This window comes from Bacillus sp. 5B6, from assembly GCF_000259405.1.
Lineage (GTDB): Bacteria > Bacillota > Bacilli > Bacillales > Bacillaceae > Bacillus > Bacillus velezensis.
On record NZ_AJST01000001.1, the window covers coordinates 3,393,362 to 3,409,984 of the forward strand.

At 48.7% G+C, this 16,623-nt stretch carries 14 protein-coding genes; 3 read left to right on the forward strand and 11 right to left on the reverse strand.

Annotated features, from left to right (window positions below; genetic code table 11):
• Positions 1 to 30: 30 nt before the first annotated feature.
• On the reverse strand, positions 31 to 1,002 hold the full coding sequence (gene pta, locus MY7_RS16295) for a phosphate acetyltransferase (protein WP_003151012.1): 972 nt from the start codon (positions 1,000 to 1,002) through the stop codon (positions 31 to 33).
• 257 nt (positions 1,003 to 1,259) lie between these two features.
• Here pta and hemQ point away from each other — a divergent pair, with 257 nt between their 5' ends.
• A complete protein-coding gene (gene hemQ, locus MY7_RS16300; protein ID WP_003151011.1) occupies positions 1,260 to 2,024 on the forward strand; it encodes a hydrogen peroxide-dependent heme synthase in 765 nt (254 codons plus the stop codon).
• 119 nt (positions 2,025 to 2,143) lie between these two features.
• Positions 2,144 to 2,923, forward strand: a complete 780-nt coding sequence (locus MY7_RS16305; protein ID WP_007614477.1) for an SDR family oxidoreductase — start codon at positions 2,144 to 2,146, stop codon at positions 2,921 to 2,923.
• A gap of 16 nt (positions 2,924 to 2,939) precedes the next feature.
• On the opposite strand, the gene MY7_RS16310 is transcribed toward MY7_RS16305, so the two are convergent.
• From MY7_RS16310 to MY7_RS16340, 7 genes are all read right to left on the reverse strand, one after another.
• Entirely contained in the window at positions 2,940 to 4,139 is a 1,200-nt protein-coding gene (locus MY7_RS16310) for a pyridoxal phosphate-dependent aminotransferase (RefSeq protein WP_007614481.1), read from the reverse strand.
• Positions 4,140 to 4,151: 12 nt separating this feature from the next.
• Complete coding sequence (locus MY7_RS16315; RefSeq protein WP_007407671.1) at positions 4,152 to 5,333, reverse strand: MFS transporter; 1,182 nt, start codon at positions 5,331 to 5,333, stop codon at positions 4,152 to 4,154.
• The gene (locus MY7_RS16320) at positions 5,330 to 6,748 is read right to left on the reverse strand and encodes an ATP-grasp domain-containing protein (protein ID WP_007614482.1); all 1,419 of its coding nucleotides are present in this window, start codon (positions 6,746 to 6,748) and stop codon (positions 5,330 to 5,332) included. Before MY7_RS16320 ends, MY7_RS16315 begins: the two co-directional genes overlap by 4 nt.
• Positions 6,749 to 6,765: 17 nt before the next feature.
• A complete protein-coding gene (bacC, locus tag MY7_RS16325) occupies positions 6,766 to 7,527 on the reverse strand; it encodes a dihydroanticapsin 7-dehydrogenase (protein ID WP_007614483.1) in 762 nt (253 codons plus the stop codon).
• Complete coding sequence (locus MY7_RS16330) at positions 7,524 to 8,234, reverse strand: cupin domain-containing protein (RefSeq protein ID WP_029325738.1); 711 nt, start codon at positions 8,232 to 8,234, stop codon at positions 7,524 to 7,526. Before MY7_RS16330 ends, bacC begins: the two co-directional genes overlap by 4 nt.
• The gene (locus MY7_RS16335; RefSeq protein WP_029325739.1) at positions 8,224 to 8,838 is read right to left on the reverse strand and encodes a bacilysin biosynthesis protein BacA; all 615 of its coding nucleotides are present in this window, start codon (positions 8,836 to 8,838) and stop codon (positions 8,224 to 8,226) included. The genes MY7_RS16330 and MY7_RS16335 overlap by 11 nt, the downstream gene beginning before the upstream one ends.
• A 160-nt stretch (positions 8,839 to 8,998) precedes the next feature.
• A complete protein-coding gene (locus MY7_RS16340; protein WP_007614488.1) occupies positions 8,999 to 10,237 on the reverse strand; it encodes an MFS transporter in 1,239 nt (412 codons plus the stop codon).
• A 222-nt stretch (positions 10,238 to 10,459) separates the two neighbouring features.
• Between MY7_RS16340 and MY7_RS16345 the strand changes: the two genes are divergently transcribed.
• Positions 10,460 to 11,662, forward strand: coding sequence for a multidrug effflux MFS transporter (locus tag MY7_RS16345; RefSeq protein WP_007614489.1), 1,203 nt, complete (start codon positions 10,460 to 10,462; stop codon positions 11,660 to 11,662).
• A 32-nt stretch (positions 11,663 to 11,694) separates the two neighbouring features.
• Here MY7_RS16345 and MY7_RS16350 read toward each other — a convergent pair whose 3' ends face one another.
• From MY7_RS16350 to pruA, 3 genes are all read right to left on the reverse strand, one after another.
• Positions 11,695 to 13,113 (reverse strand): amino acid permease, encoded by a 1,419-nt coding sequence (locus tag MY7_RS16350; protein WP_029325740.1) that lies wholly within the window; start codon positions 13,111 to 13,113, stop codon positions 11,695 to 11,697.
• A gap of 24 nt (positions 13,114 to 13,137) precedes the next feature.
• Positions 13,138 to 14,820, reverse strand: coding sequence for a M20 family metallopeptidase (locus tag MY7_RS16355; RefSeq protein ID WP_007614491.1), 1,683 nt, complete (start codon positions 14,818 to 14,820; stop codon positions 13,138 to 13,140).
• Between the two features lie 71 nt (positions 14,821 to 14,891).
• The gene (gene pruA / locus MY7_RS16360; protein ID WP_007614493.1) at positions 14,892 to 16,439 is read right to left on the reverse strand and encodes an L-glutamate gamma-semialdehyde dehydrogenase; all 1,548 of its coding nucleotides are present in this window, start codon (positions 16,437 to 16,439) and stop codon (positions 14,892 to 14,894) included.
• Positions 16,440 to 16,623: the final 184 nt, after the last annotated feature.

A 16,623-nucleotide genomic window follows, 5' to 3' on the forward strand; every position in this document is an offset into this window, starting at 1 on the left:
CCGGCCCTCGTAAAGGCCGGCATTTGCGGATTACAGCGCTTGAGCAGCCGTAATTAACGCAAGATTGTAGACGTCTTCCGCATTACATCCTCTGGAAAGATCATTTACAGGCATATTTAATCCTTGCAGAATCGGTCCGACCGCTTCAAAGCCGCCTAAGCGCTGAGCGATTTTGTAGCCGATGTTTCCTGCTTCAAGGCTTGGGAATACAAATACATTCGCGTCTCCTTTAATGTCGGAGTCCGGCGCTTTTTTCTCCGCGACAGACGGCACAAATGCAGCGTCGAATTGGAATTCGCCGTCAAGCGTAAGCTCAGGCGCTTTTTCCTTCGCAATTTTCACCGCTTCAGCCACTTTGTCCGTCTCGTCTGATTTCGCCGATCCTTTTGTAGAGAAGCTGAGCATGGCAACGCGCGGGTCAATGTCAAACATTTGAGCCGTATTGGCGCTTTCAATGGCGATTTCGGCAAGGTCCTGGCTGTCAGGAGCAATGTTGATCGCGCAATCAGCGAACACATACTGCTCGTCACCGCGGGCCATGATGAAGACGCCTGATGTTTTTTTCACGCCTTCTTTTGTTTTAATGATTTGAAGTGCAGGGCGCACCGTATCGGCTGTAGAATGTGCAGCTCCGCTGACAAGTCCGTCTGCGAGACCTTTGTACACAAGCATCGTGCCGAAATAGTTTTCGTCCAGCAAAGCTTTGCGGGCCTGTTCTTCCGTCGCTTTGCCTTTGCGGCGTTCTACGAAAGCCTGAACGAGTTCTTCCATGCCTTCATATGTATGCGGGTCAAAAATGTCCACGCCGTCAAGCGTAAGATTTAATTCTTTCGCTTTTGCTTGAATGTCTTCTTTATTGCCGACTACGATCGGCTTTAATACCTTGTTGCCCGCCAAGTTGTTGACCGCAACCAGGATACGTTCGTCCAACCCTTCAGGAAATACGATTTTCACATCTTTTCCTGCGACTTTTTCTTGTACTTTTGTAAATAAATCTGCCACGATATACCCTCCTCTATGTTGACAAAAAACGCTTACTTTTACAGCATACTCTTCTTCCAGCTAAATTCAAATAACCAACTTCTATTATAGCGCTTTCAAAAAGAAATCTTATTTTTCTAACTAATTTAATTGACGGTTTGTTTCACGGCTTATTTTCTGACACAAGGCTTCGGATTATTCAAGGTTTCTCCACAGCCGAAACGGTTAAACTGTGATATAGTGAAGGCATCAATGAAAAGATATAGGAGTGAAGATACATGAGTGAGCAGCAAAAAACGAACGAAGCCGCCCAAACGCTTGACGGCTGGTACGCGCTTCACGATTTCCGCACAATGGACTGGACGTCATGGAAGATGTTATCCAGCGATGAGCGCCTGTCGATTATTCACGAATTTACGGGACTGCTTGAAAAATGGGGCGTCGCCCAAAAAGAAGGCAAAGGCTCGCAAACCATCTACAGCATCGTCGGACAGAAAGCTGATTTCATGCTGATGATTCTTCGCCCGACAATGGAAGAGCTGAACGAAATCGAGCTTGAATTTAACAAATCAAAGCTTGCTGAATTTACAATCCCGGCTTACTCTTACGTGTCCGTGGTTGAGCTGAGCAACTACCTCGCAAGCGGAGAAGGCGATCCGTATGAAAATCCGCATGTCCGCGCCCGCCTGTATCCTGAGCTGCCTGAAGCGAAATACGTCTGCTTCTATCCGATGGATAAAAGAAGAAGCGGCAATGACAACTGGTACATGCTTTCTATGGATGAACGCAGAAACCTGATGAGAAGCCACGGCTTGATCGGACGGAGCTATGCCGGCAAAGTCAAACAGATTATCACGGGATCTGTCGGTTTTGACGATTACGAATGGGGCGTCACGCTCTTCAGCGATGATGTGCTTCAGTTCAAAAAACTTGTTTACGAAATGCGCTTTGATGAAGTCAGCGCGCGCTACGGCGAATTCGGTTCATTTTTTGTCGGAAACCGCTTGTCCCTCGACACGCTTCCGAAGTTTTTGCACGTGTAACAACCACCCGCCTGTCCGGCGGGTTTTTTCTTTGTCAGAATTTAAATAAAATTTGCTATTTTTATCATTTTTTTTTACGATGTAAAGGAGATTCCATTTTGGTAAAGGGGTGCAGACAGTTGTCAAAACGAACCGCGTTTATTATGGGAGCCAGTCAGGGGATCGGCAAAGCGATCGCTCTGAAACTGGCGGACAATGGCTTTCATACCGTCATTAATTCACGAGTTCCCGAAAATATCGAATCGGTAAAAGAAGAGATCCTCGCCAAACATCCGGATGCGGGCGTCACCGTTCTGGCCGGGGATATGTCGGACCAGAAGACAAGAGCCGGCATTTTTGAAGATATCAGATCACAATGCGGACGGCTTGATGTATTGATCAACAACATTCCGGGCGGCTCGCCGGATACCTTTGAAAACTGTGATATAGAGGATATGACAAATACCTTTACGAATAAAACGATCGCCTATATCGACTCTATGAAAACGGCCGCAGCAATCATGAAACAGCACGAATTCGGCAGAATCATTAATATCGTCGGAAACCTATGGAAAGAACCCGGCGCCAATATGTTTACCAACAGCATGATGAACGCCGCTTTAATTAATGCCAGCAAAAACATCGCCATTCAGCTTGCGTCTTTTCACATTACTGTCAACTGTCTGAATCCCGGATTTATCGCCACAGACCGTTATCACCAATTCGTGAAGAATGTCATGAAGCAAAACGGCATTTCTAAAGCGGAAGCAGAAGAACGGATTGCCTCAGACGTCCCGATGAAGCGTGTCGGAACTCCGGAAGAAACCGCGGCGCTGGCTGCCTTTCTTGCCTCTGAAGAAGCTTCCTATATTACCGGACAGCAAGTGTCAGCCGACGGCGGCAGCATGAAAAGCATATAATAAAAACATCCCGCTCTCAGCGGGATGTTTCTTGTAATGAAGGAAAGGACAAACCGAGCTTTTGAATCCGCACCACGAATTCCCTCAAATCTCCCTGCTTGGCCACCATTGATATTCTGACATAACGCTTTCCGCCGCTACCGAAAATCTCGCCGGGCGTCACGACAACATGGGCATGCTCCAGCAGATAGTCCGAAAACTGGTGTGAAGACTCGAATTCATTCGGAATTTCAGCCCAGACATAAAAAGTCCCTTTCGGTTTTTCAATGCTCCAGCCTAATTCCTTTTCACATAACGCCGTGAAAAAGTCAATCCGTTCTTTATATGTGCGCTTCAGACGCTCGGTATGCTCAGGATTTCCTGACAGCGCCGCCGCTGCCGCCTGCTGAAGACCGCCGAACATGCCGACGAAGACGTGATCCTGAAACTCATTGACCGCCTGAATGATTTTTTCATTCCCCACGGCAAATGCCATTCTCCAGCCTGCCATATTGAAGGTTTTCGAAAATGAATAAAGCTCCGCGCCGACCGTTTTCGCTTCTTTCGCCTGAAGAAAGCTGGCCGGGTTCTGATCAAATTCGAACGCGCCGTATGCAAAATCGTGAATAAGGTGGATGTCATGTTTTTTTGCAAACGCTGCCGCTTTTTCATAAAACGCCTGATCCGCAGTCGCGCCCGTCGGGTTATTCGGGTAATTCAAAAACATCAGCTTGGCTTTTTTCAGGACGGCGGGATCAATCCGCTCAAAATCCGGCAAATAGCCGTTTTTCGGATGAAGCGGCATCTCATGCAGCTCCGCTCTGGCCATTGTAATGCCCGATAAATACTCAGGGTAGCCGGGGTTCGGGACTAAAGCGATATCGCCGGGATTCAGCAGGCATTGCGTCAAAACGTACAAACCAGCTTTCCCTCCGCCGAACAGCGCGACTTCTGTCTCCGGATTGACCGATACCCCGTACTCTCTCTCATAAAATTCCGCGATGGCTTCTTTCAGAAACGGATAGCCTCTGAACGGGCCGTATCCGTGATACGAAGGATTCAGCGCAGCCTCCCGCAATGTTTCAACGATATGCGGCGGTGTGGGGAGATCGGGATTCCCCTGCCCGAGGTTAATAATCTGGGCTCCCGTTTTCTCCATCTCTTTTACCTTTTGAAAAACGAGCGAAAATTCCTGTTTCGGAAGTGTCTTGATGACGTCGGACGGTATGATTTCCATCTGAAAGGCTCCTTATAAATGAATTTGCTCTGATTCGTTATTCCGTTCTGAAAAGGATTTATTGACCAGTTTTGTATGCAGAAACAGCCCGCTGACCAAAAGGACGATAAACGCCATGATGACTGCCGCGTCTACAATGTTGATCAGCATGGAACCGACGGCGATGCACAATCCGATGGACGCCTCCGCCACCGAAAAGATCCGGCCCTGAATCTGGTTCGCCGCGTTCTCCTGAACTTTGACCTTTGCCAGCACTTCACCGTATTCCATTGCGATAAAGAAAAGAATGGCGGCAATGACTGACACGGCGAAAATCGGGGTAAACAAAAACAGCGCAAGCGAGACGATCGATAACACTGTAAAATACATCAGCCCTTTATTGTTGTTAAAGCCCCATTTGCTGACAAGAGCGGCGCCGATAAAGCCGCCGAAGCCGATACAGAACGTCAGGATGAAATTGCCGATTTCCCCGTCGCCTAAAAAGCGGCTGACAATCGGGAAATAGCTGTAGACAACACCCCACAAAAGCGCCATCGTAATCATCGTGAACATGGCGTTTAACACAAAAGCATTTGTTTTGATTTCCTTCAGGCCTTCTTTAAACGACTGAAAAGCTTCTCTCACGTTTTCTGACTGAATCGGCACGTATTGAAGCTTAATGCGGCTGATGAAAAACGCGGAGACAAGATAGGTCACCCCGTTAAACGCGACGGCAAGCTCCACAGAACCGCCTAACAGAAAAAGTCCGCCGGCTGCAGCGCCGACAATAATCGAAATCGTCGTGGCTTTTGCAAACAAAGTGTTGATATTTTTAATATCCGCTTCTAAAGACGACATGACCGCGAGACGTGCCGGGTTAAAAAACACGCCGCTTCCGTAAGAAACAAACAGCAGCGCCAGAAAAAGCAGCGGATATTCGCCTTTCGGGAGAAATGTCAGCCCCAAAAAGATGACACCTCTGATCACATCCGTCCACAGCATGATTTTCACCCTGTCAAGCCGGTCCACGAGCACGCCTAAAAACGGCTGAAACACCATCGGAATACTGCGGACCGCGATGACGCCGGACGTCACCCAGTAGTCGTGATAGTATGTAGACAAAATGAGCAGAGCCGGGAGAACGCAATAGTCTCCCATAAACGAAAGCGCCTGCCCGAAAAGCAAATACTTAGAGTTCGGTTTCAGCTGTTTCATACCGGTAACGCATACTTTGCAGTCAGCTTTGCCTGCTGCTGAATTTGTTTGATTGATTCGGCCACGTCACCCGAATTGCTTCCTTTCAGCTCAAACGCCGCAATGCTGTTGAACGCTTCGAACAGCCGCAGATCGACGGATGTACCCCCTTCGGCCGCTGAGAAAGAAACGAGTTCGGTGTCTCCCTTTAAGACGCCATCGGGAATGTCAATGCTTTCAATGACGAAATCGACAGCCGTCTCAGGCAGCTGGCCGTTCTCTTTGAAATGCTGAGGATACAAGTGGCAATCGGCGACATAGCATGGCTCCTGCTCCAATAATCCTTTCGGCAGATCGGCTTCTTTTCCGAAACAGAGAACATCCAATAACAGCTGCGCCATATCGACGCCGAAGACCTTTTTAATATTCGGAATCATGTTCCAGCCCGCAAATCGTGCCGCTGATTCAATCAGTCCGGCCTCCCGGTTTTTCATTAATTTAATCTCTGTATGTGTTGCGCAGTTTTCGAGGCCTAGTCCTTCATTCGCCTTTTTGGCTGCTTCGACGATTTTCCGCTTCGCGTCATCATCCAGGATGGACGGCGTAATATGCGATGTCTCCGTGAATCCGATTTGCGGTGTTTTATCATGAATCGCGACAGGGAAGTATTCCCCGTCGGCCATGATGCCTTCTATGCTGATATAGTCGGAATAACCGCTTGTTTCGTACCAGTCGTCATACTCGCCCTGCAAAAATTCTTCCGCGATAAACGGCGCTTCAAACGTGACCGCTTTCGGTACGTTAATCGACTTCAGGTATTCATTGACTCTGTTAAATTCGGCTTCTGCCGTTTCCCTCTCTTTGATAAGCGTCACGCCGATGGAGCTCGCCAGATATGTAGGTTTCAGAATGAGCGGCGTTCCGATTTCCTGAAGCGCGGCGCGGAAATCTTCCAGCGTCGTCACCCGTTTGTTTTTGATAGACTTGACGCCGGCCCGATTGAAGGCGGCTCTCATTTTGTTTTTATCTCTGGCATTTTCAGCGGCCTGTACGCCCGCTCCCCGCAGGCCGAGACGTTCACACGCTTTTGCCATCGGAGCGATAAACAGTTCATTGTTGGTCGTAATGGCGTCAACCCCGAACATGCCGGCCACCTTGACGATTTCTTCGACTACTTCTTCCTCAGGTTTATCATGATCTTCATGAGCCCAGTAAATCGAATCGGGATGCTCAAAATCAGCCAGACTCTTAAAATAGTCTTTATCTTTAATGACCGCAATCGAGTATTTTTCAATTAATGCCGCATGAGAGGCTGTAATTGCAAAAGGTCTCGGAATAAAGCTGACGAGGTTGTATTTTTCGGCTGCGCTTTTGTAAAACATATGCGGCGGGCATCCCCCAAGGTCAGCGATAACCAATACTGTTTTTCTCTCCATATGTAAACACTCCTTCTCTATTGTGCGGTGTATCCACCGTCTGCGGTGATCGCGCTTCCGGTCATATAGCTTGATAAATCCGAAGCGAGAAACAGCATGACGTTCGCTATTTCTTCAGGCTTGCCGAGTCTCAGCAGCGGATTGACTTTCGCTTTTTCTTTTTTGATTTCTTCAAGCGTGCCTTCGTTGTTTTCAAGGAACGACTTTTCATTCAAAGGTGTGTCAATGATTCCCGGGCACACGCAATTGACACGGATGTTGTGTTTGGCGTAATCGACGGCCATCGAACGCGTCAGCTGCAATACGCCGCCTTTAGAGGCGTTATATGCGGGAATGTCGGGCCATGCAACGACTCCTCCGACGGAGCACGTGTTAATGATATTGCCCTTGCCGCTTTTGAGCATATACTTGAGCGCGTGCTTGCTCATAAGAAACATGCCCGTCAGATTGACGTTGAGCACCTTATCCCAATCGCTCAGCTCCATCTCATGAATCGGGGCGACAATTTCGATGCCGGCGTTATTGATTAACACGTCCAATCCGCCGAACTTGTCCGCCGCTGACCGGATGGCGTTTTGACATGCCGGTTCATCTGTAATATCCGTCCGGACAAAATGCAGCCTGTCATTGTTTTCTTTCCGGATCATCGCTTCTCCCTGCGCCTCATCAATATCCGCGACGACCACATTCGCCTGCTGATTCAGAAACGCCTGAACCGCGGCATAACCGATGCCTGATGCGCCCCCTGTGATGAGGACGGTTTTATCCGTCAGGTTCATGACTCTTTCGCCTCTAATTTTTTCGCTTTTGCTCTGTTATAGCGCGGAGGGAAAAAGATATTGACTGATTTTGAATCTTTTTCAAATCTGTTGATGGCGCCGTGATCTTCTCTCGGATCGCAGAAATAAGCTGTGCCGAATGTCATATCCACTTTGCAGCCTTCAATGGTCATATCATAGCCGCCGCCTATGCAGATGCCGATCTGTTCATTGCGGTGTTTATGGAACGGCATTTCTCCCCCGTTGCCCGGAATGTTGGCAAGCATGATTTCCACCCAGTCTTCCACGAAGAACGTGACTTCCATCCCAGGCAATAAGTCTCTCGTTTTAAAAATATTCAAAAAATAGTCCTCGGGGCTTGTGTAGGTTTCACCGGCTTTCAGGCGTTTGATATCAATGGCGATCACTTCTTGATCCGTCTCATTTCTTGCGCCGTGAGGCACGTTAGGAGGCGCGATATAGGCTGATTCCAGCGCTGTCATCTTTCTTGTGACATCTCCGACAGTCATGGACAGCTCGCCGGAAACGACAAGGCCGATTTGGACTTCCTTATGCTGATGCGGTTCCACTTTTGTATGCGGCGGAACGTAAGAAAGCAGAACTTCCGTATCTCCTCTGACGGACGAATATTGTCTTACTCCGTTATCCCATTCTATTAATTTAGGCGTCGGGAAATAAAGTTCCTGCAAATCTTGTTCAGTTTTCATCATGAATCTCTCCTTTTCCGAATAATGACCAGCTCATGGGAATGCTTTTAAATGTTTTGACAAAGTGAAGGCCGTACTTTTGTCTGGCCAGCTCATTTGTCAGCGCGATGTCGGACAAACCGTCCTTCACTCTTTTCGCGGCTGCGCTCGTCGAGTTCACCAGATCAAACGTGACATCTTTACGGGTAAAATACTTAATCAAATTGATAGGAGACGGGTGGGATACGATGACAGCCTGTTCAAGCATGTCATCCGTATATTTAAAACCGGGCCGGACAGCCAGGCCGTACATCGGAGTGTCGCACCTGAAAATTTGCAGAAGCTGCAGATCCGGTCTCATGTAGAAGTGCTTAATGCCGTCATACGCGTGAGGCACAATTGTGTATTCCAGCGGACTTTGAAGCGTTTTTTCAATGCACGATTCAAATGTATCATGCAGTGATAATTTGCTGTTCACCCCTTGGAGAAGGGTAAAATTGGTGATGAAGTTTTTTGCTGCGTACTCACTGCTTGTCCCTTCAGGACCGAGCGTGTTGATCGTAATCAGTTTAGATATTGAATAAGCCTTGCTTTTTGTTTGAATGCTATTATCCAATATAATCATGAGCACCAACCAATCTGTTAAATTTTAAGTAAATATTATCCATAGATGTTCAAGCTGTCAATATTATTTGAAAATATTGATAATTATTCCTATATATTAGAAAACACCCTATGACATAGGGTGTTAAAATTAACATTTATAAAATTATAGAAACTTTATTTTACCGATACAATGATTGGTCGGCCTGATGCTCATATTTCCCATACCTTCTGTATGCGAAAACGCTGAGGACAAAGCCGATGAGGGTGACGGCCGCACAAATAAATCCGACAGCTGCATATCCGTATCCGACATAGACCGGACCCATGACAGCAGAACCCAAGGTGACGGCCAAATTGGACGCCAGGCTGTAAAATGCCATGATTTTGCCCCGGCGGCTCTGTGAGCAATCACTTAAAATGGTGCTGAGCAAGGTCACCGTCAGGCTTTGCATCAATCCCCAGACGAATAACCCGATGACCAAAAACGGCATTGATGACGGCGCATAAGCGAGACAAGAAAGCCATATGCTGATCACGGCCAATGCCGCGATCAAAGAGCGCATTTTCCCCGCCTTATCTGCGATTTTTCCGGTGAACACGCTCATGGAAAAACCGATTCCGTACACCATGATCATCAGCCCTGAAGCAGTATTTCCCCCCGGCAGCACGCGGTAAAGATAGGTGCCGAGAAAGGAATACATGCCGTAAAAACCGATCATGTTGCAAAAAGTGATCGTGAGGTATACAGGGACACGTGGCACCTTCAGCGCATCCCGGAAAGTGCCTGCCTGCCGTCCGTTTTCCTCTCCTGTTTTATCCCTATCCGCCGTGCTGCGGCGCGCCTCAATGAAAATGAGCGAAGCAACGAGGACAGACATCAGGGCGAAAATCCAAAACGTCCACCGCCAATTCAAAACGCCGCCGATAAAAGAGCCGATCGGAACGCCGAAAATCAAAGCGAGCGACCAGCTTGACACGATCAGACCCATCACCTTGCCGCGGTACGCGTAAGGCACACGGTCGCCGACCACCGCATAAGCTGTCGGCACAAACGCACCCGCCGCAAGCCCGGAAAGCGCCCTGCCCAGAAAGAAGAAAAAGAGATTGTGCGCCAGCGCGCAGATCACCGTGCCGGCCGTAAATATAAGCAGCCCCGTCATCAGGCTGAGCTCCCGGGAATATTTATCTCCCAGCGGAACGAGAAGCGGCGCCCCGATAAAAATCATCACTCCGTAAATACTGATGGAAAGCGCCAGCACACTGACATCCGAGCTGAAAGCCCGCGCTAAATCCGGAAGCAGCGGAGAAATCACCAGCTCTTCAGAACCGGCGGCAAATACGCCTAATGTCAAAGCAAGCGCGAGACAGATCGGAAATCGGCGTTTCGTTTCGATGTGATCGGTTTGTTTGCTGTTCATGCTCTTTGAACACCTCTTCCGTAAAACTTTTCTACCTTTTGTTGTTTTATAGTTTAGCATCCTTATATTTCATTTTACATTTCACGTGAAAACTAATTACAATTTTTTATTTACATTCGGGTTTTAAATAAAATATTTAGTTTGTATTCAATAAATGATATAAAATACGCCGTCCGGTTATGCTATAGTGATAGAATCATTTGTTAAGGTGGGGGTCATGGAATGAATAACGCTGATTCAAAGGCCGCCCGCGCAGGCCTCGGCATGGTACTGATTCTCGGGACGCTCGCTTCATTCGGGCCGCTTTCGCTCGATATGTATCTGCCCGCTTTGCCTGAAGTGGCGGCCGATCTTCATACGACAGCGTCACTTGCGCAGCTGAGCCTGACGTTTTGTCTTTTGGGGCTGGCGGTCGGGCAGATCGTTGTCGGGCCGCTCAGTGATATGATCGGGCGCCGGAAGCCGCTGATTCTGTCATTGCTGCTTTATACGCTGTCTTCTTTATTATGCGCCTTCAGCCCTTCTGTTTCGTTTTTAATTGTTATGAGGTTTATTCAAGGATTCACCGGGGCGGCCGGAATCGTCATCGCACGGGCTTCCGCGCGCGATATGTATTCCGGAAAAGAATTAACGGCTTTTTTCTCATTACTGATGCTCGTCAATGGGGCGGCGCCGATTTTAGCGCCGATTACAGGGGGATTTATCCTTCAGTTTGCCGGCTGGAAAATCGTATTTGTCGTGCTGGCGGTGATCGGCTGTATCATTTCTGCCGCCGTGCTTACGGCGTTGCCTGAATCACTCCCGCCGGAAAAGCGGACAAGCGGCGGACTCCGGGAGACGCTGATGACGTTCCGCGGCCTGCTTGGCGACCGGATGTTTATGGGATTTGCGCTCAGCCAGGCATTTGTGATGACCGGCATGTTCGCATATATTGCCGGGTCGCCGTTTGTACTGCAAAACATCTACGGCGTATCAGCGCAAATGTTCAGCCTGCTGTTCGCCGTAAACGGTGCGGGAATCATATGCGCCACCCAAATCACCGGACGGATGGCCAAAACACATGATGAACGGAAGCTGTTTGTCTCCGGGCTGATGATTGCCGTCATCGGAAGCATCGCTTTGCTTTTATCACTTGCGTTTGGTTTAGGCCTGACGGCGGTCTGCATTTCTTTATTCATCATTGTTTCTTCTGTCGGGATCGTCACGACGACGGGGTTTTCTCTGGCTATGCAGAAACAGGAGAAAGGCGCGGGAAGCGCTGCGGCTCTTCTCGGACTCCTGCCCTTTATCGGCGGTGCGGCTGCCGCTCCCCTTGTCGGTATTGCCGGAGAAGAAAATGCCTGGCCGATGGCCGTCAGCATTTTCGGTTTTGAGTTCTGTGCCGTTCTATCCTATGTGCTGTCGTCCAAACGGAAAACAAAGTAAAGCCCGCCGCTTTTTGCGGAGGGCTTTTTTTCTTATCCGGCAGCGCCTTTTTCCGAAGAAGCCGGCTCACGCTTCAGGCGTTTTTTGATACCGAAGTGATAATACGCGTAACAGATGATCATCAGCGGGACGCCGCAGTACAGACCGATACGCTGGTCGGGGATAAAGATGAGACTGATCAAGATAAGACCGTAAACCGAAAATCCGAGAATCGGCACGATCGGATAAAGAGGCGTTTTAAATGCCAGGTCTTTCAGATTTCCTCCTTCAGCGAGAAAGCGCCTCCGGAAAACGAATTGTGAAGCGCAGATTGACATCCACGCGACGACGGTAATCATACCGGAGATGGAAATGAGCCACACATACACCGTTTCAGCCGCGAATACACTTGTCAGCAGGGATAAACCGGAGATGGCGATGGTGATGGAAAGAGCTTTCAGAGGCACGCCTTTTTTCGTCAGTTTCGTTAAGGAAGCGGGACCCATCTTAGTTTTTGATAGGGACCACATCATTCTGGACGAAGCGTACAGCCCGGAATTCGCCACCGACAGCATTGCGGTCAGAATGACAAAGTTCATGATATCAGCCGCATAGGGAACGCCGATTTTATCCAGCACAGCCACAAACGGGCTTTCGATGACGCCTGCGGTTTGGTACGGCAAAATGGACACGAGAACAAACATCGCCAGCACGAAGAAAAACAGCGTCCGCCATATGACGTTTCGGATTGAGCGGGGAAGCGTCTTTTCCGGATTTTCACTTTCTCCCGAGGCGATTCCGACCAGCTCGGTGCCCTGGAATGAAAAATTCACCATGACAAGGGTAAACAGCACGGCCTGGGCACCGTTCGGGAAAAGCCCTTTGTCCGTCGTAAAGTTTGACAGATACGGAGCCGTCTGCCCGCCGTTAAAACCGACAAAGCCGAATACCGCAGCGCAGCCGAGAATAATAAACAATACAATGGCCATGACCTTAATGCTGGAAAACCAAAATTCCATTTCCGCAAAACTCCGCGCAGACAGCGCGTTAATGGAAAAAATGACGACGCCGAATACAAGGCACCACACCCAAATCGGAACGGCCGGAAACCACCGCTGCATTAAAATCCCCGCCGACGTCAGTTCAAGCCCCACTGTATTGGCCCAGCTGAATGCGTACATCCATCCGATCGTAAACCCCGTCGACGGCCCGAGAAACTTTGCGGCATACGCCTGAAATGATCCTGCGACCGGCATGGCGACCGCGAGCTCCCCCAAACAAAGCATCACCAGATACATTAAAACTCCGCCGATCACATAAGCCAATATCGCGCCGATCGGTCCTGCTTCACTGATCGTAAAACCGGAGCCCAGAAAAAGCCCCGTCCCGATCACGCCGCCGAGGGCGATCATAAACAAATGCCGGCCCTTCATCGTGCGCTGCAATTCAGTTTGATTGGTATCTCCCTGCATATACATCCCCCTTATTCCGTTATGTCAGCCATTTGTGCGTATGTCTAATCGGTAGCTGTGCAAAAGGTGCATTGTCGTCTGCTGAATGAGTTCCGGCAGCACATGGAATGTGTACGGCTTGTACACGCGTTCCGTCCATTTATGGCCGTCCTTTCCGTATACCCCTATATTGACCGACGGAATATTCAATTCCCTGATTTCTTTAAAAGGAATCGTCCCGATGACATCCCAGCCCGGAAAATTATCGGTAAAGGCGGAGACCTCCTCGTCTGTTTCATGCAGCGATAAAAAGCTTCCGTCCGCTAAATAAGGGAAAAACTTTTTAAAGACGAATGTTTCTCCGGTTGATGCCGCTGTTTTATCGACCGCTTCTTGAATGACATGCTGCAAAAGCCGGTCCCGTGTGCTCTCTTCTTTCAGATAATTGTGCGGAAGGTAAGGCGGCGCATAGAAAATAATGACCTTGGCTCCCTGCTCAGGATCGAGTTTTTGCAGTTCCTCGACGGCTTTAAAGCATCTCATCCGCAGTTCAAGATGTTCATATGTTTTAAATGTCTGCTCGATACACTGTGCAGGGTCTATCCCGCGGTTTCTCAGCCTTTTCAGGTAATCTTCCAGACTGTACACTTGAACGTTCCATGACATCTCTTTTTTCGGCAGGCTCGTTCTCTCGCAGTATTCGTCATAATAATCAGATAATTTTTGCTCTGTCTCTCTGCAGGCTTCGTCAGCCACGGCAGTCAGCTGATCCATGACTTCTTTGGCGGTTTTCTCGTAAATAAAATAATTAAAATAGACATAGCTGCTGACGGCGGTCTGCACGTTATACGCTTCCTTATTGTCACGCTGGTACAGGCAGGTCGGCGGAAGCACAAGCTCCCCTTCAATGTTTTCCGCCATATGAATATTGTTGTGAATTCTTCTGGTGATTTCTGATGCGATCAAATTCGGGTCGATGCCGGACAGCGTATCACCGACATGCACCTCCCGCCCGTAAATCGCAAAGCAAGGCAAAAGCTTCCCTGCCGCGCCCGTGTAGATGTACCTTGTCGTGTCACCCTCATACAGCGGCGTGATAAAATCGTTATTAATCGCTGCTAAATAACGAAGCTGCTTTTCTTGTTTCAGCCGTTTTAATTCAGAAATGCTGGTTAAAATGCCGGAATGCTGGCTTTCTTCATCCGGGTTTGCCATGAACAGAATATGGCCCGGCAGCTGATCGCGCCGTTCAGAAAAGTGAAGCAGATTGGCGAGATGAACGGCAATACCGCTCTGCATATCAACCGAACCCCTTCCGAACATCCACTCGCCTGAGCGGGCGTCCCGCTGCACATCCCGATCAAATTCATAGTTTGAGAAATATTCCGCGAGACGGTCGGAATCAAAAGCGATATCTTTTAAAGGGCCGAAATCCTCGATGCCGACCGTATCAAGATGAGCGTGATAAATGACCGTATTCAGGCTTTCGCCGTTTCCCTCAATAAATGCGAAAATATTTTTGCGGCCGTAAGGGTCCTCAGGAATCGCCTGCTCCCACACATGTAACGGATTCTCCTGAAAGTAGGGAAAGCTCTTAATCATATCTTTGATATAGTCGGCTTTTTTTCCTTCTTCCAATGTGCCGTTGATGCTGTTTAACGCCACCAGTGATTTCGTAATGGCTTCTATTTTCTCCTCCGGAAGCATTTTGCTGAGCTGCTGATACATGTTCCATCCTCCTTACCCTCATATAGAGAAAATAGCGCGACTCTCTTTTTCATCGCGCTATTTCCGAAAGATTAATAGGCTTCAGACGTTGTTTTTGCCTGCATATGAAGAATCAGATAGTCAGGTCCTCCGGCTTTTGAATCGGTTCCTGACATATTGAAACCGCCGAACGGCTGGTATCCGACAATCGCTCCCGTACATCCGCGGTTGAAGTATAGATTCCCGACGTGAAAATCTTCGCGGGCGCGTTCAATGTGCGCGCGGGTTTTCGATAACAGAGCGCCCGTCAGTCCGTAATCGGTATTATTGGCAATCTCAAGCATATGGTCGAAATCACGGGCTTTTGAGATTGCGACGACCGGCCCGAAAATTTCCTCCTGCATCAGGCGGGCGTTTTCATCAACATCCGCAAAAATGGTCGGCTGAATAAAGTATCCTTTTGAATCATCACCTTCGCCTCCCGTCAGGAGTTTTCCTTCTGTTTTGCCGATTTCGATATAACTCATGACTTTATTATAAGATGCTTCGTGGATGACTGGCCCCATGTATGTATCAAAATCTTCCGGACTTCCGACGGTGAGTGATTTTGTTAAAGCGACGGCTTTTTCAACAACTTCATCATAGACGTCCTGATGAATGACCGCACGGGAACCGGCTGAACATTTTTGGCCTGAGAATCCGAAGGCGGAATACACGATTGAGGAAGCGGCAAGATCAAGATCAGCATCTCTGTCTACAAGCACCGTATCTTTCCCTCCCATTTCGGCAATGACCCGTTTCAGCCACTTTTGGCCCGGCTGTACTTTTGCGGCGCGTTCATAGATGCGGCATCCGACCGCGCGGGAGCCTGTAAACGACACAAATCTCGTCTTCGGATGCTCAACCAGATAGTCGCCGATTTCTCCTCCGTCGCCCGGTATGAATTGGAGCACGCCGTCCGGCAGGCCCGCTTCTTTCATCACTTCAACGAATTTCGCCGCCACGACAGGCGCCGCATCCGCCGGTTTCAGCAGTATCGTGTTGCCTGTTACGATGGCTGCCGCCGCCGTTCCCGCCATGATCGCAAGCGGGAAGTTGAATGGAGAAATGACGATTCCCACCCCAAGCGGCTCATAGTGATACTGATTATATTCTCCGTCACGGCTCTTTACAGGGGAACCGTCTTTCAGTTTCAGCATCTGGCGGGCATAATACTCTAAAAAATCGATCGCTTCCGCCGTATCAGCATCCGCTTCCTTCCACGGTTTTCCCGCTTCTTTCACTAGATACGCGGAGAATTCGTGCTTTCTTCTGCGGATGATCGCCGCCGCTTTAAACAGCACATTCGCGCGGTGTTCCGGCCGTTCTTTTTTCCATGTTTGAAATGCCTGCAGCGCAGCCTGCATAGCCTTTTCCGCAAGTTCTTTTCCGGCTGCCGATACAGAACCGATCACTTCTTTTTTATCTGCCGGATTGACGGAAACGATCTTTTTATCCGTTTCAATCGCTTCACCGTTGATGATAAGCGGATAATGCTTGCCGAGCTGTGAATTCACATAAGCCAGCGCTTCCTGAAACGATTGTTTATTTGTCTCTTCCTGAAAATTTGTAAATGGTTCGTGTGCGTATGAAACTGTCATTAGAATTCCTCCCCGTATTTTGTAATGTGTGCTCACGCTTTATGAAGATGCAAGAAGCATACCAGCATAGCAATTTGTGATAAAAAAAAGATAATCTTTGCCGAAAGCGGACGAAGCTTGTCCGAATCTGTCAGCTGCAATCTGAAAACGCAAAGAAATTTTGCGATCCGCTATATAACTGATG